This window comes from Gilliamella sp. Gris3-2 (genome assembly GCF_001690345.1).
In the GTDB taxonomy this organism is placed as follows: Bacteria; Pseudomonadota; Gammaproteobacteria; order Enterobacterales; family Orbaceae; genus Gilliamella; species Gilliamella bombi.
Map to the genome: position 1 here is coordinate 1 of NZ_LZHB01000016.1, position 22,712 is coordinate 22,712.

Here is a 22,712-nt window from a genome sequence, read left to right on the forward strand (position 1 = left end):
GGCGGCGGCGGTTCTGGTAATGGTGGTAATGGGCTAGATGAAAGTATTATTGCATCACTACGATTAACCCCAAATGAATAACTACTATAAAAGGCACTACATAAAATAAAAAAAAGCAAACATATATTGCAAAATAAAATACGTTCAGCAGTTAAATGGTTTGGATACTTCATTTTATTTCCTTTATCAAATAATATTTTATTTTTATAAGTTTCTAGCATTACTAATAAATTCCCACGCCAACAAACATATAATTTGTTAAATAAATTATTTAAACTTATCCGACACCCTAAGCATTGAAGGCTAAAGGTTGAAGAACAACGCAAACAACTGATAGATTGGCATAGTGTTTATTGCTGACAACATCACCAAAATATGTGTTTACTGCTAATTTATTGCGCCAAAATGGGGCACTCACTTGTTCATCAACATCGCCCTCCTATTCCTTTGTGCCACTAACTCCTTCAGATTCAATGAACTAAATAATGTCGCTGTCGTCATGTTAATATCAGCAAAACTTTGGTTTACCTCGGGTAACTTAATCTGGATTGTCGATAATGAAAGGCGGCTTTGTGGTGTGAATTTTCGACTGTTTGATAAATTAATACCTAATAAGTCATCTGTTGCTGTCACTTTAATGACGAGGTCATCAAAGGCTAAATAGGATGCTCTACCTTGAATGCTATCTGCTGTCGTGGTCGATAATGCCTGTGATTTTAATGAACACAGCAATAACAACAATGCCAATGGGATTTTTAGCAATAATTTTGTGAGAAATTTCGGTAATAATTTAGATAATTTAGATAATTTAGATAATTTAGATAATTTAGATAATTTAGATAATTTAGATAATTTAGAAGATATAAATAAGTTTTGCGCAAGAACTCGTCGAATAGGATTATTTGATAAATTTAAGACATAAGTTTGCCAGTGCTTGTGCCTTGTGCCTAAAATGGTACTGCATTTTGCTCCACCTGTCAAGTAATATTTTGTTTTATTTCGATTTTTTATAATTATTCGCTTATTTAATAAGCTTACCTTTCTAAAACGGTTAAAGTATAACCGTTTTAGAAATAGTTGGCTAGTTTTTTGACGGATTTTTTGTAAAGAAATGTAAAGATGAAAACGATTCGGTTTTATAGATAGGTGAATTTTATAATAAAAATATGGTGTTACCTTTAGGACTTTTTGACTTTTACGTAATGATTAATATTGCTGATAACATCTAAAACACAAACACGCCCAACAGCCCAGTTTGGCGTGCTAGCTTTACTTCGTTATCGACATATTTTGATGCTGTGATAAGGCAGACTTATTAACATTGAGGTGCCATAGGCGTGTTTTTGCTCTAAAATTATTTATATAAAACATTGATTTGATTTTATTTAAATGAGCTAATTACAGGAGGGATGAGTAAAATTATAGTTTTTAGAGAAATCTAAAAATCTTCTTCTTTTTTCCAATAAATTTTACGCCCAAATCCCAGCAAATTATTCGTCATTTTCACATAATGTAACTGTAATGCCCAGATTGGTGCTTTGATAACTCTTGCAAAGGGAAATGCCCGATAATATAGCGCATAGGCATGCTTAGCTTGTTGTTTTTGTAATCGTGTTGCTTGAGCTTGAAATTGGATCCCTTGGATCTGTGCAACCGTCTTAGGCGTAATACTGATCGTGCCCGCTATTAGTGGGTTTGTTAACATGGCTTTAGCGTGTTCGGTTTTTAATTCGGAAAGAAGATACAGACACATTACCGATTCATCAAAAACATAAAAGGTGTTACATGCCCATGGTTTGTTGTCAGGTAAGATTACGTTTAGCGATAATACATGGTTATTTTTAATAAATTTTATGATTTTAGAGTCGGCTTGCATATTTTTATTTATTGGAGTTATTCAGTTTTAGTGTTTAGGTGCAGATCTTCGCCCCATCGTGGTAGCGATGGAATGTTGATATTAAATAGGTCAAGTGCTCTTGCTACGCTATGGGTGATGATATCATCCAAACATTCAATATGCTGATATAAAGCTGGTACTGGCGGGCATATTACGCCACCCATAAGTGTCACGGTTTCCATGTTTTTTAGGTGCGTTAAATTTAAGGGTGATTCACGAACCATTAATACCAAGCGACGACGCTCTTTTAATGCAACATCAGCAGCACGAGTAAGTAAGTTATCTGATAAGCCATGTGCTATGGCAGCTAGAGTCCTCATTGAGCAAGGTGCAATTAGCATACCCATAGTTTTAAACGATCCGCTTGCAATGGCCGCACCAATATTGTTGACAGAATATACTTTATCAGCTAGTGATTCTATTTGTGCTATGCTGGTGTTAGGGAATTCGTAAGCGCGCGTTATTTGTGCTGCTTTTGATATTACTAAATGAGTCTGAATATCAAGTGGTTTTAAAAGCTCTAACGCTTTTATTCCATAAGCAAACCCTGTTGCACCACTAATGCCAATCACTATCCGCTGGAGAGTCATGTTTATCCTATATTAATAAAATTGTTAATCATTATTTTATTTAGTCTACAAATTATATTGTACATTTAAAAATAAGCGATATTAAAGCTAGTTATTAATTTAGTGACTATACCTATCTATTGATAGCGAATCAAGTAGCTAAGGCTACTATCATGAATATTAAGTGTTGAGATTATTAGGTTGTTTTATGGCTACCATATAAGGTTGGTAGCCATTTTTAATAATTTATTCTTTAGCTATTGGTTCATTTACAATTTTTGTTTCTTGCTTACCTTGAATGGCTTTAATTTTTTGTTCATATTTTGTTACAGCATCTTTGCTAGATAATAAACTATAAGTTAAAGTAAATTCAGTGCTTTGTCCTGGTTTAAGCTGACGTACACGTTTTTGCTCACGTTCGATAGTCACTGGATAAGCAAAACTGGTACCTGGCTCTAGGCCTGTAACATAACCTTGCTTGAGGGTATCGGTATTTTTCCATAATGATAGTACGGGTAGCTGTTTAGTATTAAAACTAATACCAGCTGCTTTATCACCTGCTTTATTGGTCACCATAACTTGTGTTTCGCCATTCTCCTCAGAAAAAGGATAAACATTAAATACCATTTCATCAAAATCTTTAGTTGGACCTAGATAAGTTTGCCATGTATCAAGGCCACCTTTTGCATAATCGTTAAATGGAGATATTTCTTTAACTGGTGCAACAAATTTAGCACCATCTTCAAGAATAGGTGTACCAAAATTACTATGGTAGATAATTTGATAATCACGGATATAATCACTCTTATTGGTGAGAACGTCGTGGACCGTAAATTCTCTACTTCCTGGCACATAGATCAGCGATGCCCAAGTTTCTAAATTGCTTTTTTTGAAAGTATTTTCTTTAATTAACCCTTTAACTGTAATGGTGTACGGTGCTTTGTCCGATACATCAACAATTAATTTAGAAACAGGTGTATTTTGCGCACGACCATGAAGCGTATACATGATGCCACTATCTTGCACAGCATGACCTGTCCATTCAAAACCACAACGAACCATCATTTCGTTAAAGCCATCTAGCCAACCAAGCCCTGCCCGACTTTCTAAGTTAATATATTTAGGATGAACGACTTCATCTACTGGTGAATCCCATCCCATGCGAACACCATCACCAACAACAGACAAAATACCTAATCCACGAGTTGGAATTAATTTAATAGTGAAATTATCACTAGAAATTGTTAGTAGTTCAGTTCCGTCTTGTTTACCACCTTTAAGGATCGTATTTTGAATAGCGAATTTTGAACCTTTTATTCCTAAATCTTGACTCGAAACTGACCAATTACCTTTGGCAATACCTTTTTCGTTATCAGTTAATACAAATTCTTTAGCATTGGCATTATAACTAACTAAACTAATCACAACAGCTAGTGAAATAATTTTGATTTTCATGGTGATTCCTCATAGTTAACAAAATAATACTGAATCGTGTCAGTTAATATGACATAAAATAAAAAGAATCAACAAAAAGAAAATCGCAAAAATGAGAGTTTATTCACACTTTTCCAAAAGCATATTGCATATGTACAAGCAATTTGTTGAAAGAAATAAGTGTGAAATTTTAAGAGGATCAGTTTTTAGGCCTTATTTGCCCTGCTTTCCAGTGTTTTCGGCATACTGAGTGGTATTCGCTATCACCTAGATGAATAGAATTTCCGAATTTAACAATTTTACCGTCTTGTCCTTCCAATAAAATCATAGTTGCTTTTTTGCCACACCAGCATACAGTTTTGAGCTCTCTAAAATTGTCGGCTATTTCAAGTAGTGTTTTAGAACCTTCAAACAGGTGTCCCATATAATCGGTTTTGATACCAAAAAACATGATTGGTACGCCATATTCGTCACATACATCAGATAACTTCCAAATAGTATTACGCGATAAAAACTGGCTTTCATCGATTAGTATACAGGCATAATTGCTTTGTTTGATATGCTCAATAATTTCATCAACCGTTGTGTCATCAAGCTGTAACGCTTTTTTGCGTAATCCTAAGCGAGAAACAATTTCAACTGCCGAGTCACGAGTATCGACTGATGATTTAAGTAATAAAGTCTGCATATTATTACTTAAATAATTATGGTCAATTTGTAAAAGCTCTGTGGATTTTCCGGCATTCATTACGCCATATATATAATAAATTTTAGACAAAATTAAATTCTCAAAATTAGATTAAATCAATAAAAGTGGTTAAATAAAATGATAATTTGGATAATAAAAAAGGTAAGTTAAATAACCTACCTCTTTAATAGTTTATTGAATAATTATTTTGCTTTACCTTGGTTGGCAACAGCAGCTTGTTTTGCAGCGATTTCGTCAGCATTGCCTAGGTAGTAGTGTTTGATAACTTTCATATTGTCATCAAATTCATACACTAATGGCACACCAGTTGGGATGTTTAGCTCGATAATATCATCATCGCTGATGTTGTCTAAATGTTTTACCAATGCACGAAGTGAATTACCATGAGCAGCAATGATAACACGTTCACCTTTAGCTACACGTGGAGCAATTGTTGATTCCCAGTAAGGTAGTACACGTTTAATAGTTAATGCTAGGCTTTCGGTTAATGGTAATTCTGATTCAGGTAGTTTGCTATAACGTGAATCGTGACCTGGAAAACGTTCATCTGATTTTTCAAGTGCAGGAGGTGTAATTGCAAAGCCACGACGCCATAATTTTACTTGTTCATCACCATATTTTGCTGCTGTTTCAGCTTTATTCAAACCTTGTAATGCACCATAATGACGTTCGTTTAGCTTCCAGCTTTTTTCAACAGGTAACCATGCTTGATCTACTTCGTCTAAAACGTGCCATAATGTGTGAATTGCACGTTTTAATACTGAAGTGTAAGCATAATCAAATGCGAAACCTTCTTGTTTTAGTAATTTACCTGCTTCAGCCGCTTCTTTGTTACCTTTATCAGATAAATCAACATCAGTCCAACCACAAAAACGGTTTTCTTGGTTCCAAACACTTTCTCCATGTCGAATTAGCACTAATTTTTTAACTGCCATGAATATAACTCCTTTGTTACGTAGATTAAATTTTTGGTATATTCTGTCATAGACATGCTAGGTTATTACCGTGCATGCCCATTTGTTTTGAGCCAACCAGACTGACTCAAAACGTTTATTATTTGGGTAAGTATTTTAACGGGTCAACTGATTGCGCTTTGTAACGAATTTCAAAGTGTAATCTAACTGACGAAGTGCCAGTTGCACCCATTGTGGCTATTTGCTCACCTGCGCGAACGGCTTGTTGTTCTTTTACTAATATAGATTGGTTATGCGCATATGCTGTTAAATAGTCATCATTATGTTTAATAATGATTAAATTACCATAACCTGGTAACGCATTACCAGAATAAACAACGCGTCCATCAGCCGCAGCCAAAACCTTATCGCCAATTGAACCCGAAATATCAATACCTTTACTTGCCTTTGAGAATTTCTCAATAATCTTGCCTCGTGCAGGCCATCGCCATGAAATATTGACTGCTTTTGAATTTATAGTTGGACTTCTAGTAGAATCATCTAGCGGTTCAGTGATTGTTTCAGTTGTTTCAGTTGTTGTTGGACGTTTATTTTTATCTATTGTGGTAATTGAAGTCGTTGTTGTTTTGGTTATTGTTGGTTTAGTTTTAGCTTGTCCAATCACTACAGATGAATTATTGTTGTTTGATTTATTTGTCGTTGTATTATTGGTTGTGGTTTTTTGTGTTACCACAACAGTTCCGCCACTAACGTCTAATACTTGCCCAACATTAACGGCAAATGGTTCTTTGATATTATTTTTAGCTGCTAGTGAACGGTAATCATTACCAGTTACCCATGCAATATAGAATAAAGTATCGCCTCGTTTAACAGTGTAAGTATCGCCTTGGTATCCACCTTTTGGAATGTCGTCGTAATTACGATTATAGACAATACGCTCATTACTAATCACCGTGCTAGTATTATTAGCGGTGTTGGAATTTGAAACCGTCGCCTGCCTTGATGATGGAAGGTTATGATTAGTAGGAGTAGAAACTGTTCTACCTCCTGTTGATATATTGGCAGGTGGTTTGGTATAGACAGAAGAAGTTGATGATCCACCTGCGCCAGAAATATCTTCAATTTCGGCCTGCTCAGTTTGCGTACAAGCAACAATCAACAAACTTAAGCAACTTAATGTAAGTATTTTTTTCAAAGCAACACCTTTCATTCGTAAATTTTGTTTTTGACTATTTTGCGTTCAATAGCATTTATACATCTTATTTTATCAGCACATTTTAGCGTTTTTATAGTAAAAACGCTATTATATTGATTAGTTATTAGTTAAATCAATAAATTCATCTAGAATTTCACGATGAAAACCTTAAATTTGTTATTTGATTATTCTTGCGATCTATAACCACTAAAATTCAAACTGAGCTAATATAATTTCTTTATTATCCAAAGGTATAATCCCAATCAGCTTATGCTTAATTTTGTTATAAGCAAGCTATTTTTCTACTTTTGATTAACTAATTATTCAGGCTTTGTCGGATTTATTTTGAATGTAACGAGTATATACAATAAAATAGGTTTTCGTACAGTACCTTTGCCGTATTTCTAAAAAAATTTAATGTGATTTAAAATAATGACTTTATATATTGTTGCCACCCCCATCGGAAACTTAGATGATATTACACTCAGAGCCATCAATACACTGAAAAGTGTCGATCTTATTGCGGCTGAAGATACTCGCCATAGCGGTTTACTTTTACAACATCTTGGAATAAAAGCAAAATTGTTTGCTTTACATGATCATAATGAACAAGAAAAGTCCAATATTTTGATTGAAAAACTTAAATCTGGCTTATCAATTGCTTTGATTTCTGATGCTGGCACTCCGTTAATTAATGATCCCGGGTATCATTTAGTTAAGGCTTGTCGCGAAAATAACATAAAAGTAGTTCCCGTTCCTGGTGCTTGTGCTGCGATTGCTGCTTTATGTGCATCAGGATTGCCGTCAGATAAGTTTATTTATGAAGGTTTTTTACCAGCTAAAGCTAAAGCTCGCCAAGATTGTCTTGTAAAATTGTTGGACGAACCTCGAACAATGATTTTTTATGAATCAACACATCGCTTATTAGACACGCTTAACGATATGCAAACTATTTGGGGAGCTAATAAGCAGATCATTTTAGCTAAGGAACTAACCAAAACATGGGAGACCATTGTCAGTTTTAAGGTTAATGAGCTGATTAATTGGCTAAACGAGGATACTTCTCGTCAAAAAGGTGAATTTGTATTGATTGTTCAAGGTCATATCAAATGCGATGATGATATCGATCCTCAGGCAATTAGTACCCTTAAACTATTGCAAAAAGAATTACCGCTAAAAAAGGCAGCAGCCATTACTGCTGAAATATATGGACTTAAAAAAAATCAACTTTATCAAATTGGTTTAGATTCCGAACAATAATTGGGTCGTTAAGTAACATTACTTGGTATGGCTTATAAAACGGTTTTTAGAAAGCGTTGACTGGATAATAAACTAAATGATTATTACTAATTTGCTTAATTATCGGTTGATTTATTGATAAGAAGATTAGCACAAATAGCGCAATTTAGTATATAATCGCCCCTTATTTTTAAGATATTTTAAAACAAAAAAGGTAACAAACAGTATGGGATTTAAATGTGGGATTGTCGGATTACCGAATGTAGGTAAGTCAACACTTTTTAACGCACTAACTAAAGCTGGCATTGAAGCGGCTAATTTTCCGTTTTGTACTATCGAGCCAAATACTGGGGTTGTACCAATGCCCGATCCCCGTTTAGATGAGTTAGCTAAAATTGTTAAACCACAACGCACATTACCTACTACCATGGAATTTGTTGATATTGCTGGGCTTGTTAAAGGCGCATCAAAAGGCGAAGGTTTAGGAAATCAATTTTTAGCTAATATTCGTGAAACAGAAGCTATCGGTCATGTAGTGCGTTGCTTTGAAAACGAGAACATTGTCCACGTTGCGGGTAAAATCGATCCTGCTGAAGATATCGAAATTATCAATACCGAGCTAGCATTAGCCGATCTTGAAGCGTGTGAACGAGCAATAACTCGCCAACAAAAACGCGCTAAAGGTGGTGATAAAGACGCCAAATTTGAAGTGGAAATCCTTGAAAAGTGTTTACCTCATCTTGAGCAAGGCAAAAAGCTACTCTTATTAGATCTTAGCAAAGAAGAACTTGAAGCCATCAAATACCTTAGTTTTTTAACATTAAAACCAACAATGTATATCGCTAATGTGAATGAAGATGGTTTTGAAAATAACCCTTATTTAGATAAAGTAAAAGCAATAGCAGAACAAGAAAAAGCTGTTGTCGTACCTGTTTGTGCTGCAATTGAAGCAGAACTTGCTGAACTTGATGATGCCGATCGTGATGAGTTTATGCAAGATTTAGGTTTAACCGAACCAGGCTTAAATCGTGTAATTCGTGCTGGCTATAGCTTACTTAATCTGCAAACTTATTTTACCGCAGGCGTAAAAGAAGTTCGTGCATGGACAATTTCGGTTGGCGATACCGCCCCTCAAGCAGCAGGCAAAATTCATACCGATTTTGAAAAAGGCTTTATTCGTGCGCAAACCATTGCTTTTGATGATTTTATTAAATACGGCGGTGAACAAGGAGCTAAAGAGGCTGGCAAAATGCGTGCTGAAGGTAAAGATTATATCGTACAAGATGGCGATATTATGAACTTCTTATTTAATGTATAGTTGATTATTTTACGTCGCCTTTTGGCGACGTTGTTATATTGATGTCCATAATAACTAATTAATATTGATATAAAATTTATTTTTTTACTTAAACGTAGTGTTACCTGAAACTTTTTGTCAACTGAACCAATAATAGATTGGTAAATATAAGGACAGCCCACTTTTATGTTACTCACTTTTCAACAAGCCAAGCAACAACTACTTCAAAGCGCATTAACCATAAAATCGCTGCATAGTGAGAAAGTTACGTTATTTGATGCATTAGAAAGGATTACCGCTGAACCTGTAATTTCCCCTATTAATGTACCTAGTTTTGATAATTCAGCTATGGATGGTTATGCGGTTCGGTTAGCAGATCTTAAGCAATCAAAATTGTTGCCGCTGGCTGGCGCTATTTTTGCTGGTGATGATATAAACAATCTTCATTGGCCACAAGGCACTTGTTTACGCATTATGACAGGTGCGCCAGTGCCAAATGATGCCGATGCGGTTGTTATGCAGGAGCAGACCGAAAAGTCTGATCTAGGGATTACCTTTTTAAGTAGCGTAAAAGCTGGCGATAATATTCGTCGTATAGGTGAAGATGTTAAAAAAGGTGCGATCACAGTCAACAAAGGGACTAAATTAACGATACCAACACTATCGACACTTGCAACATTAGGCATTAGTGATCTTGTTGTCTTTAAAAAATTAAAGGTAGCCATCTTATCAACGGGTGATGAATTAACCCCTATTGGTCAGCCATTATCTGGCAATGGTGCTATTTATGACAGCAACCGCTTCACACTAAAATTATTATTAACCAAACTTAACTGTGAGGTTATTGATCTCGGTATTATTGCTGATGATCTTACCGAAATCAAAAAAGCGTTAATAACTGCATCAAGTCAAGCTGACTTGGTGATAACAAGTGGAGGCGTATCCGTCGGTGACGCTGATTATACCAAAACTGCACTTGAAACATTAGGACAAATCAATTTTTGGAAGATTGCAATGAAACCAGGCAAGCCTTTTGCCTTTGGCAAAATTGGCAATGCACTATTTTGTGGTTTACCTGGTAATCCCGTTTCAACTTTAGTGACTTTTTATCAATTGGTACAACCACTTATTTTAGTGCTTTCAGGACAACAACTAACATCAATCGATTTATCTTTCAAAGTAAAAATTGCCACCAGCGTCAAAAAAAGAATCGGGAGATTAGATTTTCAAAGAGGAATATTACAAATTAATAAACAAGGTGAGTTAGAAGTAACAACAACTGGTCAACAAGGTTCTCATATTACGCAGTCATTTAACCAAGCTAACTGTTTTATTGTGCTTGAACAAGATCGTGGTAATGTTAGTGAAGGCGAAATGGTGAATGTTGAACTGTTTAATACATTACTTAAGTGATGTTATAGTTCAAGCCATGGTTTATGAATTCTGCCTCCTATAAAGCCACGCATATCAATAAACCAAGGCAATAGCGTTCGTTGGTGCACAATTAAAATAGTGCCACTAATATCGCACCAACTGCAATCATAGCGACACCAACGCCAGCTAACAACGAGATCTTTTCACCAAATAAAACAGCAGCAAACACAACAGCAAAAACTACGCTTAATTTGTCAATTGGCGCAACTTGCGACACCTTGCCCTCTTTGATCGCCATAAAGTAAAATAGCCAAGATAACGCACCTGCAATACCGCTTAGCGCAATAATAAGTAATGCCTTTTTATCATTAAAAAAAGTGTTGATAAGATTTAATTTACCTTGAACAACAACCACACCGACTAAAAAAATGGCCATTACAACGGCACGAATTGCAGTAGCGGTGTTAGCATCAAGATGTTGTAAACCAATTTTCCCTAAAATAGCAACACTGGCCGCAGTAATGGCAGAAAGTAATGCGTAAATCAGCCATGCACTCATATTAATATTTATCTACTTTGAATAAATATTGTTGATTATTCGAATTATTGCTACATTGTTGAGATTTATTCATTACACCACGACAATCTTCTAAAACACCGTGCGCTTTTGACCAATGATAGGTCTTGCCTTCGTCGTTTTTCCCACCACATCCAACTAATGCTAGGCTAAACATTAAACAAGATAGCCCAATAACTGCTACTTTCATTTCTTTCTCCTTTTGGCAAATACATTAAATAATTATAGGTATTACATTTGTTTCTATTGAAGTTATTTTAATTCATAATTAATACGTTTAATAGCTAAATTACCACCTATTTTTAATAGATAAAAAGCGCGCTCGGCTTTGTGTTCAATTAATAATTGAGGTGGTTCATCTAATGGTTCATCAGCTAATTCAAATGCCCCCCAATGAATGGCTATTGCACAATGACAATTGAGTTCGTCATATAACTGCACAGCTTGTTTAGGATCGATATGCTGTGATTGCATATACCAACGTGGTGCATAAGCACCAATTGGAATTAATGCCAAGTCTATTGAAGGAAAACGCTTAGCGATCTCTTTTAATTCAGCAGAGTAGCATGTATCCCCCATAAAATAGACCGTCTTTGATTGATCTTGATTATCAATATTAGATTGAATCACCCAACCACACCATAATGCTTTGTTTACATCAAATAACCCACGATTGCTCCAGTGTATAGCCGATGTTGCGGAAAAAGTAAGGCCATCAACGGTTACACTATCCCACCAATCTAATTCAGTAATCTGTTTTGCTCCCAATTTTAATAATGCTTTTTTTAAACCAAGAGGAGCCATTATTACAATATTAGGAAAGCGCGCAATTAATTTCCGAATGCTATGATAATCAAGATGATCATAATGGTTATGTGAAATTACAATAAAATCAATCTGCGGTAGTTGTTCTATTTCTAAAGCTGGAGGTGTGCGACGTTTCGGTCCGATCAATTGTAATGGCGAAGCTCGTTTAGAAAAGATAGGATCTGTCAAAATCATTTTACCGCCCAAACGAATCAATGTTGTTGAGTGACCAATCCACCAAACTCTATCATCGGGCAAGTCAAGATTTATTTGCTCAAACCACGTCTGATTAAAGTTGTGATAACCCTCTTTAGGAGGTAAAACTTTACGTTCAAAACGCCAACGCAAAAACTCACTTATTTTTATTTTAAAAGATTCGTCGTGCCTAAACCCTTTAGCTGTATGATGTTTTTTGTTAGTAATTAAATCTTGCTTTTTATTATCTATCATTGTTACAGTATCTTTACCACTAGTTAGTTTATTTATTTGCCGTACGTTCAATTATTACAGCAACATTTCGAGCATTAGCTATTGCATTCGGTTTGGATACTTTAACTTTAAGCCAATTAACCGAAAATTGTTGAATAATACGCTCAGCAATACGCTCAGCAACACATTCAATCAATTCAAAATTCGAACATTCAACCAATTGTGTTATAGTTTGACTAACCACAAAATAATCTAAGCAAAGTGATACGTTATCACTTTCTCCAGCAGGTTTATTATCCCACGCCATTTCAAGATCAATAATTAATTTTTGTTTGATGGTCTTTTCCCACTCATATACGCCGATGGTGGTTAAAACAGTTAATCCTTCGATTAATACCCTATCTTTGCTATATGTATTCATACCTGATTCCAAAACATAAGTTACATTAAATAGAGATTACCGAATCTTGATAAATTACGCTATAATTTATTGCAAATAATATAAGATATACAAAATTATGACTCGAATTTTTCAACCATTTACCATTGAGCCAAATAGTCTTGTTACCCTAGATGATAATGCATTTAATCATCTTATTCGCGTGTTACGCATGAAAGTAGGTGAAAATATTATTTTATTTGATGGTTCAAACCATATTACTCCTGCAGTTATACATGAAATCAATAAAAAAACAGTTACAGTAAAAACCTCTTTGCCCATTTTAGATAATCGTGAATCACCATTAGATATTCACTTAGGGCAAGTGATTTCACGCGGTGAAAAAATGGAGTTTACAATTCAAAAATCAGTCGAATTAGGCGTAGCGAGTATTACTCCACTCCTTTCTGAACGTTGTGGTGTCAGACTTCATGAAGAAAGGCTCGAAAAGAAAATTCAACAATGGCAAAAAATTGTTATTTCTGCTTGTGAACAATGCGGTCGAAACGTGATCCCAGTTATTCATCCAGTAATGAAGTTAGAAAGTTGGTGTGCTAGTTTAACTGAAGGCTTAAAACTCAATTTACACCCCAAAGCTGAATATGGTATTAGACAGTTAACTAATACGCATAAACAAATTTACTTACTAATTGGACCTGAAGGTGGTTTATCTGATAATGAAATTAGCATGACACATAACTATCATTTTTCTGACATTTTACTCGGTCCTAGAGTGTTGCGAACAGAAACTGCAGCATTAACGGCTCTCACCGCCTTACAAGTACATTTAGGCGATCTTGGATAAATATATCTTATACAAATGATAAGTAATGATTGCTTTGCAACTGAACTTGTAACGAGTATGATAACAACAAATATTAAATTTTAATTTGGGTATTATGATTAAAAACCTGTTAAAAAGTTTCAGGAATACCCATGTTTCAGTATAAAACAATTTTATAAAGACAAAATAGGTAAGGAGTCATCATGATAAAGCTGGGCATTGTAATGGATCCAATTAGTCACATCAAAATAAAAAAAGATACCAGTTTTGCCATGTTACTTGAGGCGCAAAAAAGGGGTTATGAACTTTTTTATATCGAAATGAATGACCTTTTTCTAGATACTGGCGAAGCTTATGCCACAACTCGCACTTTAACAGTTTATAACGATAAAGATCATTGGTTTGAACTTGGGCAAGAAAAAACGATTCCACTAAGTGACCTTGACACAATTTTAATGCGTAAAGATCCACCTTTTGATACTGAGTATATCTATGCTACATATATTCTAGAGCGTGCCGAAGCTAAAGGTGTATTGGTTGTCAATAAACCACAAAGCCTACGCGATTGTAACGAAAAACTTTTTACCGCTTGGTTTGCCGAGTTTACACCAAAAACCTTGGTTACGCGTCAAACACAGCATATCAAAGCTTTTCACGAACAACACCATGATATCATTTTAAAACCACTTGATGGCATGGGGGGATCATCCATTTTTCGAATCAAACAAGACGATCCCAATGTTTCAGTGATTATTGAAACGTTAACCGAACATAACACACGTTATTGTATGGCTCAAAACTTTATTCCTGCGATTAAAGACGGTGATAAACGTGTATTAGTGGTTGATGGTGAACCTGTACCTTATTGTTTAGCACGAATCCCTCAAAAAGGTGAAACTCGTGGCAACCTTGCTGCTGGAGGACATGGCGAAGTTAGAGCCTTAAGCGAAAGCGATTGGCATATAGCTAAAAGCATCGCCCCAGTTTTAAAAGAAAAAGGCCTACTATTTGTAGGACTTGATATCATTGGTGATAAGTTAACCGAAATTAACGTTACCAGCCCAACCTGTGTTCGTGAAATTGAAGCAGCTAACCCAGGCCTTTCAATTACCGGTATGTTAATGGACGCAATAGAACATCGATTAAATAAAAAGAGTTAAACAATGATTAGACAATATAAATCTGAAGATTTAAATAGCGTAATGACAATATGGTTGCAAGGTAATTTGCAAGCTCATAACTTTATCAATCCTGAGTTTTTTAAACAAAATTGTGATTTAGTAAAAATGTTAATTCCAATGTCTACTTTATACGTTCAAGACCTTGATGGAGTTAAAGGGTTTATCGGTATAACTGAAAATTATATTTCAGGTCTATTTGTAGATGAAGCTTTTCGCCGACAAGGAACAGGTAAAGCTCTTGTTGAAAAAGCAAAACAACGCCATAACGAACTGTTGGTACATGTTTATAAAAAAAATACTAATGCGATCAACTTTTATCTTTCTCAAAATTTTGAAATTGTTTCAGAATCGATCAATGAAGAAACAAATGAACCAGAATTATTAATGCACTGTAATGTTGAACACAACGTTAAAATTGGCAAATGTGCATTATAAAATTAACTTGAATGTGAAACTATGAATTTAAAAAACCATTTTATTATCGCAATGCCTACACTTGATGATTCTATGTTTAGTCATTCAGTTATTTATATTTGTGAACATAATCGTGATGGCGCTATGGGGATTATGATTAATAAACCAATTATTGAACTTAATGTGGCAACCGTTCTTGCACGTTTAGAAATTACATCACCAACAAGTTGCGCAGAACTAGAACAACCTGTATTTTGTGGTGGCCCCATTGCTGATGAACAGGGTTTTATTTTACACACACCTTTAGATGGGTTTGCTTCTAGTATTCAGATTTCAGATGATGTGATGATTAGCACTTCGCTTGATGCGCTTAAATCAATCGGCTCTCCTGAACAGCCCCAAAATATCTTTTTGGCTTTAGGTTATTCAAGTTGGCAGTCTCTACAACTCGAAGATGAAATTGCTCGTAATGATTGGTTAGTGGTTGATGCCGATCCTCAAATTATTTATGAAGTTGCCATTGATGAACGTTGGCAAAAAGCCGCTCAATCACTTGGAATCAATATGAATACTATTTCACACCAAATGGGAAATGCATGACCCATGGCAACCATTATCGCATTTGATTTTGGCACTGCCAGTATTGGAGCGGCTATTGGACAAGATATAACTAAAACAGCCAATCCTTTATGCTCGTTTAAAGCCCGAGATGGTATTCCTAACTGGCAAACTATCGAAAAGGTATTAAATGAGTGGAAACCTGATTTTTTAGTCGTTGGGCTTCCCCTAAATATGGATGGCACCGAACAACCATTAACAGCCCGAGCTCGTAAATTTGCTAATCGGTTGCATGGCAGATTTGGTTATCAAGTACATTTGCAAGATGAGCGGTTATCGACCGTTGAAGCAAAATCACATATTTTTGCTTCACGAGGTTATCGAGCACTTGAAAAGGGTCATGTTGATGCAACTTCTGCCATTATTATTTTGGAAAGTTGGTTTGAAAATAATTAGTAATTTTATTTAATTGGTTATTTTGTAAATAATTAATCGCCATTAAATTTCATCCTTGCTAAAATAACAACAACTTTTTATTGTAAGGACTACTTACCGTGTCAAACAACAATTCTCTTAGTTATAAAGATGCTGGTGTCGATATTGATGCTGGTAATGAACTTGTTAATCGTATTAAATCTGTTGTTAAAGAAACCAAACGACCTGAGGTTATGGGTGGACTGGGTGGCTTTGGCGCACTGTGTGCTATTCCACAAAAATATAAAGAACCTATTTTAGTATCTGGTACCGATGGTGTCGGGACTAAATTACGTCTAGCAATGGATTTAAATCGCCACGAATCAATCGGCATCGATTTAGTAGCAATGTGTGTTAACGATCTGATTGTACAAGGTGCTGAACCTTTATTTTTCCTTGATTATTATGCTACCGGCAAACTTAATGTTGATGTTGCAGCCACTGTGGTAACTGGTATTGCTGAGGGTTGTAAACAATCAGGTTGTGCCTTAGTTGGGGGCGAAACAGCTGAAATGCCTGGTATGTATCATGGTAATGACTATGATTTAGCAGGATTTTGCGTTGGTGTTGTTGAAAAATCAGCCATGATCGACGGTAGCAAAGTACAAGATGGTGATGCATTAATTGCATTAGCATCAAGCGGTGCTCATTCTAATGGCTATTCATTAGTGCGTAAAATAATTGAAGTCAGCGGTGTAAATCCTGCCACTGAACAGTTAGGTGGCAAAACTCTTGCCGATCATCTACTTGCACCAACTAAGATCTACGTTAAGTCCGTTCTTGACCTTATTACTCAAGTTGATGTGCATGCCATTGCCCATATTACAGGCGGCGGATTTTGGGAAAACATCCCTCGCGTATTACCTGATAATACACAAGCCATAATTAATGAAGCAAGCTGGCAATGGCCTGAAATATTTAATTGGTTACAAAAAGCAGGTAATGTCAGCAGTCACGAAATGTATCGAACTTTTAACTGTGGTGTTGGCTTAATTATTGCTTTACCAAAACAGTTAGCCGATCAAGCAATTACTTTACTAAATAATCATGGTGAAAAGGCATGGTTATTAGGTGAAATTAAACACTCTACATCAGGCGAGCGCGTTGTAATAAAATAGCGTACAATCTATTGGAGATATTATTCAACTTTATAAGTTGGATAATATCTATAAACTATTCCCATAATTATCGATTTAAACAATAATCTATGGTATGACTCTAAGATAATATTATTTTATTTTCAGTCGTCATCATTCATCTATTAGAAGCTAGAAGCTCAAAAAATCAACTCATTTTACTTCAAAATTAATGTAAAATAGCTCAAAGCAATCTAAGTTTTTGATACAATAATATAAAATATTATAACAAAGTAATGTCATAACACTATAAAATAAAAGGTTTTTTAATGATCATATCAGACGCTAATAGTGCGGTGTCATCCGTCGCTTATCGGGCAAACGAAGTCATTGCTATTTACCCAATCACACCAAGCTCAACCATGGCCGAGCAAGCTAGCACTTGGGCTGAGTTTAATAAACCAAATGTCTTTGGTGATACACCAAGAGTGATTGAAATGCAATCCGAAGCAGGTGCAATTGCAACCGTTCATGGTTCATTAATGACAGGTGCACTTGCAACTTCGTTTACTTCATCACAAGGTTTGCTTTTAATGATCCCATCGCTGTACAAAATAGCCGGCGAACTGACTCCTTTTGTTTTGCATGTTGCAGCACGTACTGTTGCAACGCATGCTCTTTCAATTTTTGGCGATCATTCTGACGTGATGGCAATTAGGCAAACTGGTTTTGCGATGCTTTGTTCTAGTTCAGTGCAAGAAGCGCAAGATTTTGCCTTAATTTCGCAAATGGCCAGTTTTAATAGCCTTGTTCCTTTTGTTCATTTTTTTGATGGATTTAGAACCTCACATGAAGTTAATAAAATCTATCCAATAAGTGATGACCAAATCCGTAATTTATTACCACACGAAGCCATTAAAGCCTATCGCTCACGAGCATTAACGCCTGATAAACCGGTAACTCGAGGTACATCAGCTAATCCTGATACATACTTCCAGTGCCGAGAAGCGATAAATACTTATTATGATAATGTCTATCAACATGTTGTTGATGCTATGGACGCTTTTGCAGCAGAAACAGGCCGAAAGTATCAACCTTTTGAATATTATGGTGCTAGTGATGCTGAGCATATTATTGTTATTATGGGATCTGGTGCTAGCACCGCAAAAGAAGTAGTTGATGTTTTACTTAAACAAAACGAAAAAGTCGGGGTTGTGATCGTTCGGCTATTCCGCCCATTTTCAGCCAATCATCTGCTCGAAGTTATTCCAAGTACTGTTAATAAAATTGCTGTGCTTGATAGAACTAAAGAGCCGGGGGCCCAAGCCGAACCGCTTTATTTAGATATTATGACCGCATTTGCTGAAAGCCTGTCGCGCAAAGAACGCGCAACTATGCCTCTTATTATAGGTGGACGTTATGGGTTATCATCTAAAGAATTTGACCCTCGTTGTGTACTTGCTATTTTTACTGAACTTGGATTAGATAAACCCAAACCACGTTTTACCGTTGGTATTTATGATGATATAACTGGGCTTTCTTTACCTTTACCTGACCAATCGATACCACAAAAATCTGCTCTTGAAGCGCTATTTTATGGGCTTGGCAGTGATGGCACGGTATCTGCAACCAAAAATAATATTAAAATTATTGGTGATAATTCTCCTTTTTATGTACAAGGATATTTTGTATATGACTCTAAAAAGGCAGGAGGTTTGACGACTTCACACTTACGAGTCAGCTTAGATCCAATTGATTCACCCTATTTAATTACCAGCGCACACTTTATTGGCTGCCACCAAGATCAGTTTATCGATAAATATCAAATTGTTGATAAATTAAAAGACGATGGCATCTTTTTGCTTAACACGCCGTATAGCAAAGACGAAATTTGGCATAGACTTCCAAAAGAAGTGCAAGCTCAATTAATACAAAAACGAGCACACTTTTACATTGTCAATGCGGCAAAAATAGCTCGTGAATGTAATTTAGGCGCAAGAATTAATACCGTTATGCAGGCGGCATTTTTTCATCTAGCTGGAATTTTTAAAAACGATTTTAATATCGCCCAATTAAAAGAAGTCATTGCCAAAAGTTACAGCAGTAAAGGACAAGATTTAGTTGAAAATAACTGGAAAGCGCTCGACTTAGCTATAGCTTCGCTTGAACAAATACCACTTAGCTGTGTTGACCAAAGCAGTTCAACAATGCCATCTATTGTACCTGCTAATGCGCCTGATTTTGTTAAAACAGTCACTGCTGCAATGTTAGCTGGTTTAGGCGATAACTTGCCTGTATCAGCATTTCCACCCGATGGAACTTGGCCTATAGGTACAACTAAGTGGGAAAAACGTAACATTGCTGAAGAGATCCCTATTTGGCAACCTGAACTCTGTACCCAATGTAATCATTGTGCGGTTGCTTGTCCTCATGCGGCTATTCGAGCTAAGGTTGTTGATCCTGATGAAATGATCAATGCGCCTGATTCATTAAGCTCACTTGAAGTAAAAGCTCGTGATATGAAGGGACAACGATATGTTTTACAAGTTGCACCAGAAGATTGTACTGGCTGTAATTTATGTGTCGAAGTGTGCCCAGCTCGTGATCGTAATAATTTTGAAATTAAAGCCATTAACATGCAATCACGTATCGATAATCTTGAGACTCAACGCACTAACTTTGAGTACTTTACTGCATTGCCTGATCGTGATATCAGCACGCTTGAACGCATTGATGTGCGCACATCACAATTACTTACACCGCTATTTGAATATTCGGGTGCTTGCGCAGGTTGTGGCGAAACACCATACATCAAATTGTTGACCCAACTTTATGGTGACCATTTAGCCATTGCCAATGCCACTGGCTGTTCATCAATTTATGGTGGCAACCTCCCATCATCGCCTTATACTACTGATCGAAATGGTCGTGGTCCAGCTTGGGCAAACTCATTATTTGAAGATAATGCAGAGTTTGCATTAGGATATCGTATTACTTATAACCAACATAAAAAACGAGCGTTACGCTTACTTGATTATGTTGCTGGCGACATTTCGCCCGAAATAGTCATCGCCTTAAAATCGCCAGAAACCTCTATAGCGGAAAAACGTCAACAAGTCGAGTTATTACGTGAACAGCTTGCACACTTAGATTCTTCGCAAGCACAAGAGTTAATGATAGATGCAAATTATTTGGTAGATAAGTCAGTTTGGGCTATTGGTGGCGATGGTTGGGCTTACGATATTGGATTCGGCGGGCTTGATCATGTTATGAGTTTAACTGATAACGTAAATATATTGGTATTAGACACTCAGTGTTATTCAAACACTGGAGGTCAACAATCAAAAGCTACGCCGATGGGTGCGGTATCAAAATTTGCTGATTTAGGTAAGCATAAAGCACGTAAAGATCTTGGTGTTAGTGTAATGATGTATGGCCATGTCTATGTTGCACAAGTTGCATTAGGTTCACAACTTAACCAAACTCTTAAAGCCTTACAAGAAGCTGAAGCTTATGATGGACCATCTTTAGTTATTGCTTATAGTCCTTGTGAGGAACATGGCTATGATCTGGCTAAATCGCATGAACAAATGAAAGATCTAGTTAAATCAGGATTCTGGCCTTTGTATCGTTACGACCCACGCCGTATGGCAGAAGGCAAACCAGGATTAGTGCTAGACTCAAAAGCACCAAATAGTGAGTCACTAACTGGTATCTTACTAAAAGAACAACGTTTTCGTCGTTTAGAAACACTTGAACCTGTAATTGCAAATACCTTGCATGAACGTTCAACAAAAATGGCAGATTCTAAATATAAATTCTTACAGATGCTAGCAACCTATTCGGATATTGAGACACCAGCAGATAGCTGACAATAGCTATACATGGTAATTATAAGCCATTATAAAGGGCTGTTATTAATAACAGTCCTTTTTTATTACCGCATTTGAGCAATAAAGCACCAGAATTGTGCATATTCAAATCACAATAGCTCACATAACAACCCAATATCACTAACTTTATGTTATTGAGTAATATACGAATCAATTATCCAATGATCGTTAAAAACTTGGTATTATTTTTGCATGATTAATAATTGACCACATAAAAATTAATTAAATGGGAGGTGAATCATGATATCCAATTTAAACGTTAGTAGAAGAAAATTAATCACATTTTCCAGTGCGGCAATTGCAGGGATATCTATTAATCAATTATTATCTAAAGCTCATGCAATAGAAGCGCAGAACTCGGTTTCATTCTCTCTACCTATGCTTGAAAATGCAGCAACACCTGATATTAACAATCCTGTAAGGCTCAACTTTAATGAAAATGCGCTTGGTATGTCACCACGTGCAAAACAAGCTGCAATTGAGGCTGTACCAAAAGCTAATCGCTATGCCAAAGCCGAAATGCCATTGCTTAACAAACGATTAGCTAAATATCATAAAGTCGATGATACTCAAATTTTATTAACTGCAGGATCTTCGGAAGGTATTCGTAGTGCTATTGCTGCATTTGTTAAGTCAAATACTCAATTAGTCATTCCAGAGCTTACTTATGGAGATGGAGAACATTTTGCAAAAATCTTTAATTTAAAAATTACCAAAGTACCAAGTTTGCCAGATTGGCAGATCGATATAAAAGGCATACAAAAAGCTGCCGAAGATTATAATGGATTTTCAATTGTCTATTTAGTTAATCCAAACAATCCAACTTCGACAGTTTTTGCAACAAGTGAAATTGAATCTTGGATAAAAAGTAAGCCTAAAAATACTATTTTTATTGTTGACGAAGCCTATGCTGAATTTGTTAATGATCCTGCATTTGAATCAGTCGATAAATTAATTACACAAGGTTATGACAATGTTATATTGCTTAAAACATTCTCAAAAATCCATGCTATGGCAGGGTTACGAGTGGGTTATGTGGTCAGTTCAGTTGAAAACGTTAAGAATATAGCTCAATATGTTGCTGGTGAAAAACTGAATTACTGTGGTGTTTGCGCAGCTCTCGCATCAATAGATGATCAACCCTTTTTAACATACTCTAAAAAAGCGGTTGATGTATCAAGGCAAATTATGGAAAAAGCTTTATCAGAACTAGGTTTGCATTATTTAAAATCTCAAACTAATTTTATGTTTCACAAAAGTCCAATTGATTTGAAAGATTATCGAGAACTAATGAAAAATAATTTTGTATTAATTGGTAGAGATTTCGCACCAGCAACAAATTGGTGTCGAATATCGCTAGGTTCGCCGAGTGAGATGCTTTACGTTGCAAATGTAATGCGTGAATTAAAAGAAAAAGGAAAAATTTAAATTAACGGCTTATTCTAAAGCTCT

Annotated in this window: 22 protein-coding genes; 11 read left to right on the forward strand and 11 right to left on the reverse strand. The window is 35.8% G+C overall.

Annotated elements, in window-relative coordinates:
* Positions 1–414: 414 nt before the first annotated feature.
* The 7 genes from A9G32_RS12750 to nlpD all read right to left on the reverse strand — a co-directional run bounded on the left by A9G32_RS12750 (position 415) and on the right by nlpD (position 6,733).
* The gene (locus tag A9G32_RS12750; protein WP_141672865.1) at positions 415–981 is read right to left on the reverse strand and encodes a hypothetical protein; all 567 of its coding nucleotides are present in this window, start codon (positions 979–981) and stop codon (positions 415–417) included.
* 457 nt (positions 982–1,438) lie between these two features.
* Complete coding sequence (locus A9G32_RS02470) at positions 1,439–1,753, reverse strand: hypothetical protein (RefSeq protein WP_141672749.1); 315 nt, start codon at positions 1,751–1,753, stop codon at positions 1,439–1,441.
* Positions 1,754–1,893: 140 nt separating this feature from the next.
* Positions 1,894–2,487: a UbiX family flavin prenyltransferase gene (locus A9G32_RS02475; RefSeq protein WP_065590497.1), complete on the reverse strand. Its 594-nt coding sequence runs from the start codon at positions 2,485–2,487 to the stop codon at positions 1,894–1,896.
* A 225-nt stretch (positions 2,488–2,712) separates the two neighbouring features.
* Complete coding sequence (locus tag A9G32_RS02480) at positions 2,713–3,921, reverse strand: aldose 1-epimerase family protein (protein ID WP_065590496.1); 1,209 nt, start codon at positions 3,919–3,921, stop codon at positions 2,713–2,715.
* A 178-nt stretch (positions 3,922–4,099) separates the two neighbouring features.
* Positions 4,100–4,678, reverse strand: a complete 579-nt coding sequence (locus tag A9G32_RS02485) for a thymidine kinase (protein ID WP_034910926.1) — start codon at positions 4,676–4,678, stop codon at positions 4,100–4,102.
* Positions 4,679–4,791: 113 nt separating this feature from the next.
* Positions 4,792–5,544 (reverse strand): 2,3-diphosphoglycerate-dependent phosphoglycerate mutase, encoded by a 753-nt coding sequence (gene gpmA / locus A9G32_RS02490; protein ID WP_065590495.1) that lies wholly within the window; start codon positions 5,542–5,544, stop codon positions 4,792–4,794.
* Between the two features lie 118 nt (positions 5,545–5,662).
* A complete protein-coding gene (gene nlpD / locus A9G32_RS02495; protein ID WP_065590494.1) occupies positions 5,663–6,733 on the reverse strand; it encodes a murein hydrolase activator NlpD in 1,071 nt (356 codons plus the stop codon).
* Between the two features lie 417 nt (positions 6,734–7,150).
* Between nlpD and rsmI the strand changes: the two genes are divergently transcribed.
* The 3 genes from rsmI to moeA all read left to right on the forward strand — a co-directional run bounded on the left by rsmI (position 7,151) and on the right by moeA (position 10,667).
* Positions 7,151–7,978, forward strand: coding sequence for a 16S rRNA (cytidine(1402)-2'-O)-methyltransferase (rsmI, locus tag A9G32_RS02500; RefSeq protein WP_065590493.1), 828 nt, complete (start codon positions 7,151–7,153; stop codon positions 7,976–7,978).
* A gap of 205 nt (positions 7,979–8,183) precedes the next feature.
* Positions 8,184–9,275 carry a redox-regulated ATPase YchF gene (gene ychF / locus A9G32_RS02505; RefSeq protein WP_034910937.1) on the forward strand — a complete coding sequence of 364 codons (1,092 nt, stop codon included), beginning with the start codon at positions 8,184–8,186 and terminating at the stop codon, positions 9,273–9,275.
* Between the two features lie 165 nt (positions 9,276–9,440).
* Positions 9,441–10,667, forward strand: a complete 1,227-nt coding sequence (moeA, locus tag A9G32_RS02510; protein ID WP_065590492.1) for a molybdopterin molybdotransferase MoeA — start codon at positions 9,441–9,443, stop codon at positions 10,665–10,667.
* 91 nt (positions 10,668–10,758) lie between these two features.
* Here the strand turns inward: moeA and A9G32_RS02515 are convergent, their stop codons facing one another.
* The 4 genes from A9G32_RS02515 to folB form a co-directional block, all read right to left on the reverse strand.
* A complete protein-coding gene (locus A9G32_RS02515; protein WP_065590491.1) occupies positions 10,759–11,187 on the reverse strand; it encodes an EamA family transporter in 429 nt (142 codons plus the stop codon).
* A gap of 1 nt (position 11,188) precedes the next feature.
* Positions 11,189–11,395: a hypothetical protein gene (locus A9G32_RS02520; RefSeq protein ID WP_065590490.1), complete on the reverse strand. Its 207-nt coding sequence runs from the start codon at positions 11,393–11,395 to the stop codon at positions 11,189–11,191.
* A gap of 62 nt (positions 11,396–11,457) precedes the next feature.
* Positions 11,458–12,462, reverse strand: a complete 1,005-nt coding sequence (locus A9G32_RS02525) for an MBL fold metallo-hydrolase (RefSeq protein WP_065590500.1) — start codon at positions 12,460–12,462, stop codon at positions 11,458–11,460.
* A 28-nt stretch (positions 12,463–12,490) separates the two neighbouring features.
* On the reverse strand, positions 12,491–12,862 hold the full coding sequence (gene folB / locus A9G32_RS02530) for a dihydroneopterin aldolase (protein WP_034910947.1): 372 nt from the start codon (positions 12,860–12,862) through the stop codon (positions 12,491–12,493).
* A gap of 97 nt (positions 12,863–12,959) precedes the next feature.
* On the opposite strand from folB, the gene rsmE reads away from it, so the two are divergent.
* The 8 genes from rsmE to A9G32_RS02570 all read left to right on the forward strand — a co-directional run bounded on the left by rsmE (position 12,960) and on the right by A9G32_RS02570 (position 22,688).
* Entirely contained in the window at positions 12,960–13,685 is a 726-nt protein-coding gene (rsmE, locus tag A9G32_RS02535; protein WP_065590489.1) for a 16S rRNA (uracil(1498)-N(3))-methyltransferase, read from the forward strand.
* A gap of 182 nt (positions 13,686–13,867) precedes the next feature.
* Positions 13,868–14,824 carry a glutathione synthase gene (gshB, locus tag A9G32_RS02540; RefSeq protein WP_065590488.1) on the forward strand — a complete coding sequence of 319 codons (957 nt, stop codon included), beginning with the start codon at positions 13,868–13,870 and terminating at the stop codon, positions 14,822–14,824.
* 3 nt (positions 14,825–14,827) lie between these two features.
* Complete coding sequence (locus tag A9G32_RS02545) at positions 14,828–15,280, forward strand: GNAT family N-acetyltransferase (RefSeq protein WP_065590487.1); 453 nt, start codon at positions 14,828–14,830, stop codon at positions 15,278–15,280.
* Between the two features lie 21 nt (positions 15,281–15,301).
* On the forward strand, positions 15,302–15,859 hold the full coding sequence (locus tag A9G32_RS02550; protein WP_065590486.1) for a YqgE/AlgH family protein: 558 nt from the start codon (positions 15,302–15,304) through the stop codon (positions 15,857–15,859).
* 3 nt (positions 15,860–15,862) lie between these two features.
* Positions 15,863–16,273, forward strand: a complete 411-nt coding sequence (gene ruvX, locus A9G32_RS02555; protein ID WP_065590485.1) for a Holliday junction resolvase RuvX — start codon at positions 15,863–15,865, stop codon at positions 16,271–16,273.
* A 98-nt stretch (positions 16,274–16,371) separates the two neighbouring features.
* Entirely contained in the window at positions 16,372–17,409 is a 1,038-nt protein-coding gene (gene purM, locus A9G32_RS02560; protein WP_065590484.1) for a phosphoribosylformylglycinamidine cyclo-ligase, read from the forward strand.
* A gap of 287 nt (positions 17,410–17,696) precedes the next feature.
* Positions 17,697–21,239: a pyruvate:ferredoxin (flavodoxin) oxidoreductase gene (gene nifJ, locus A9G32_RS02565; RefSeq protein WP_065590483.1), complete on the forward strand. Its 3,543-nt coding sequence runs from the start codon at positions 17,697–17,699 to the stop codon at positions 21,237–21,239.
* Positions 21,240–21,500: 261 nt separating this feature from the next.
* Positions 21,501–22,688, forward strand: a complete 1,188-nt coding sequence (locus A9G32_RS02570; RefSeq protein WP_065590482.1) for a pyridoxal phosphate-dependent aminotransferase — start codon at positions 21,501–21,503, stop codon at positions 22,686–22,688.
* Positions 22,689–22,712 lie beyond the last annotated feature (24 nt).

Coding starts and splice junctions, on each gene's coding strand:
- A9G32_RS02470 (WP_141672749.1), bottom strand. CDS start 1,753: ATGTGTCTGTATCTTCTTTCCGAATTAAAAACCGAACACGCTAAAGCC.
- A9G32_RS02475 (WP_065590497.1), bottom strand. CDS start 2,487: ATGACTCTCCAGCGGATAGTGATTGGCATTAGTGGTGCAACAGGGTTT.
- A9G32_RS02480 (WP_065590496.1), bottom strand. CDS start 3,921: ATGAAAATCAAAATTATTTCACTAGCTGTTGTGATTAGTTTAGTTAGT.
- gpmA (WP_065590495.1), bottom strand. CDS start 5,544: ATGGCAGTTAAAAAATTAGTGCTAATTCGACATGGAGAAAGTGTTTGG.
- nlpD (WP_065590494.1), bottom strand. CDS start 6,733: ATGAAAGGTGTTGCTTTGAAAAAAATACTTACATTAAGTTGCTTAAGT.
- rsmI (WP_065590493.1), top strand. CDS start 7,151: ATGACTTTATATATTGTTGCCACCCCCATCGGAAACTTAGATGATATT.
- ychF (WP_034910937.1), top strand. CDS start 8,184: ATGGGATTTAAATGTGGGATTGTCGGATTACCGAATGTAGGTAAGTCA.
- moeA (WP_065590492.1), top strand. CDS start 9,441: ATGTTACTCACTTTTCAACAAGCCAAGCAACAACTACTTCAAAGCGCA.
- A9G32_RS02515 (WP_065590491.1), bottom strand. CDS start 11,187: ATGAGTGCATGGCTGATTTACGCATTACTTTCTGCCATTACTGCGGCC.
- A9G32_RS02520 (WP_065590490.1), bottom strand. CDS start 11,395: ATGAAAGTAGCAGTTATTGGGCTATCTTGTTTAATGTTTAGCCTAGCA.
- A9G32_RS02525 (WP_065590500.1), bottom strand. CDS start 12,462: ATGATAGATAATAAAAAGCAAGATTTAATTACTAACAAAAAACATCAT.
- folB (WP_034910947.1), bottom strand. CDS start 12,862: ATGAATACATATAGCAAAGATAGGGTATTAATCGAAGGATTAACTGTT.
- rsmE (WP_065590489.1), top strand. CDS start 12,960: ATGACTCGAATTTTTCAACCATTTACCATTGAGCCAAATAGTCTTGTT.
- gshB (WP_065590488.1), top strand. CDS start 13,868: ATGATAAAGCTGGGCATTGTAATGGATCCAATTAGTCACATCAAAATA.
- A9G32_RS02545 (WP_065590487.1), top strand. CDS start 14,828: ATGATTAGACAATATAAATCTGAAGATTTAAATAGCGTAATGACAATA.
- A9G32_RS02550 (WP_065590486.1), top strand. CDS start 15,302: ATGAATTTAAAAAACCATTTTATTATCGCAATGCCTACACTTGATGAT.
- ruvX (WP_065590485.1), top strand. CDS start 15,863: ATGGCAACCATTATCGCATTTGATTTTGGCACTGCCAGTATTGGAGCG.
- nifJ (WP_065590483.1), top strand. CDS start 17,697: ATGATCATATCAGACGCTAATAGTGCGGTGTCATCCGTCGCTTATCGG.
- A9G32_RS02570 (WP_065590482.1), top strand. CDS start 21,501: ATGATATCCAATTTAAACGTTAGTAGAAGAAAATTAATCACATTTTCC.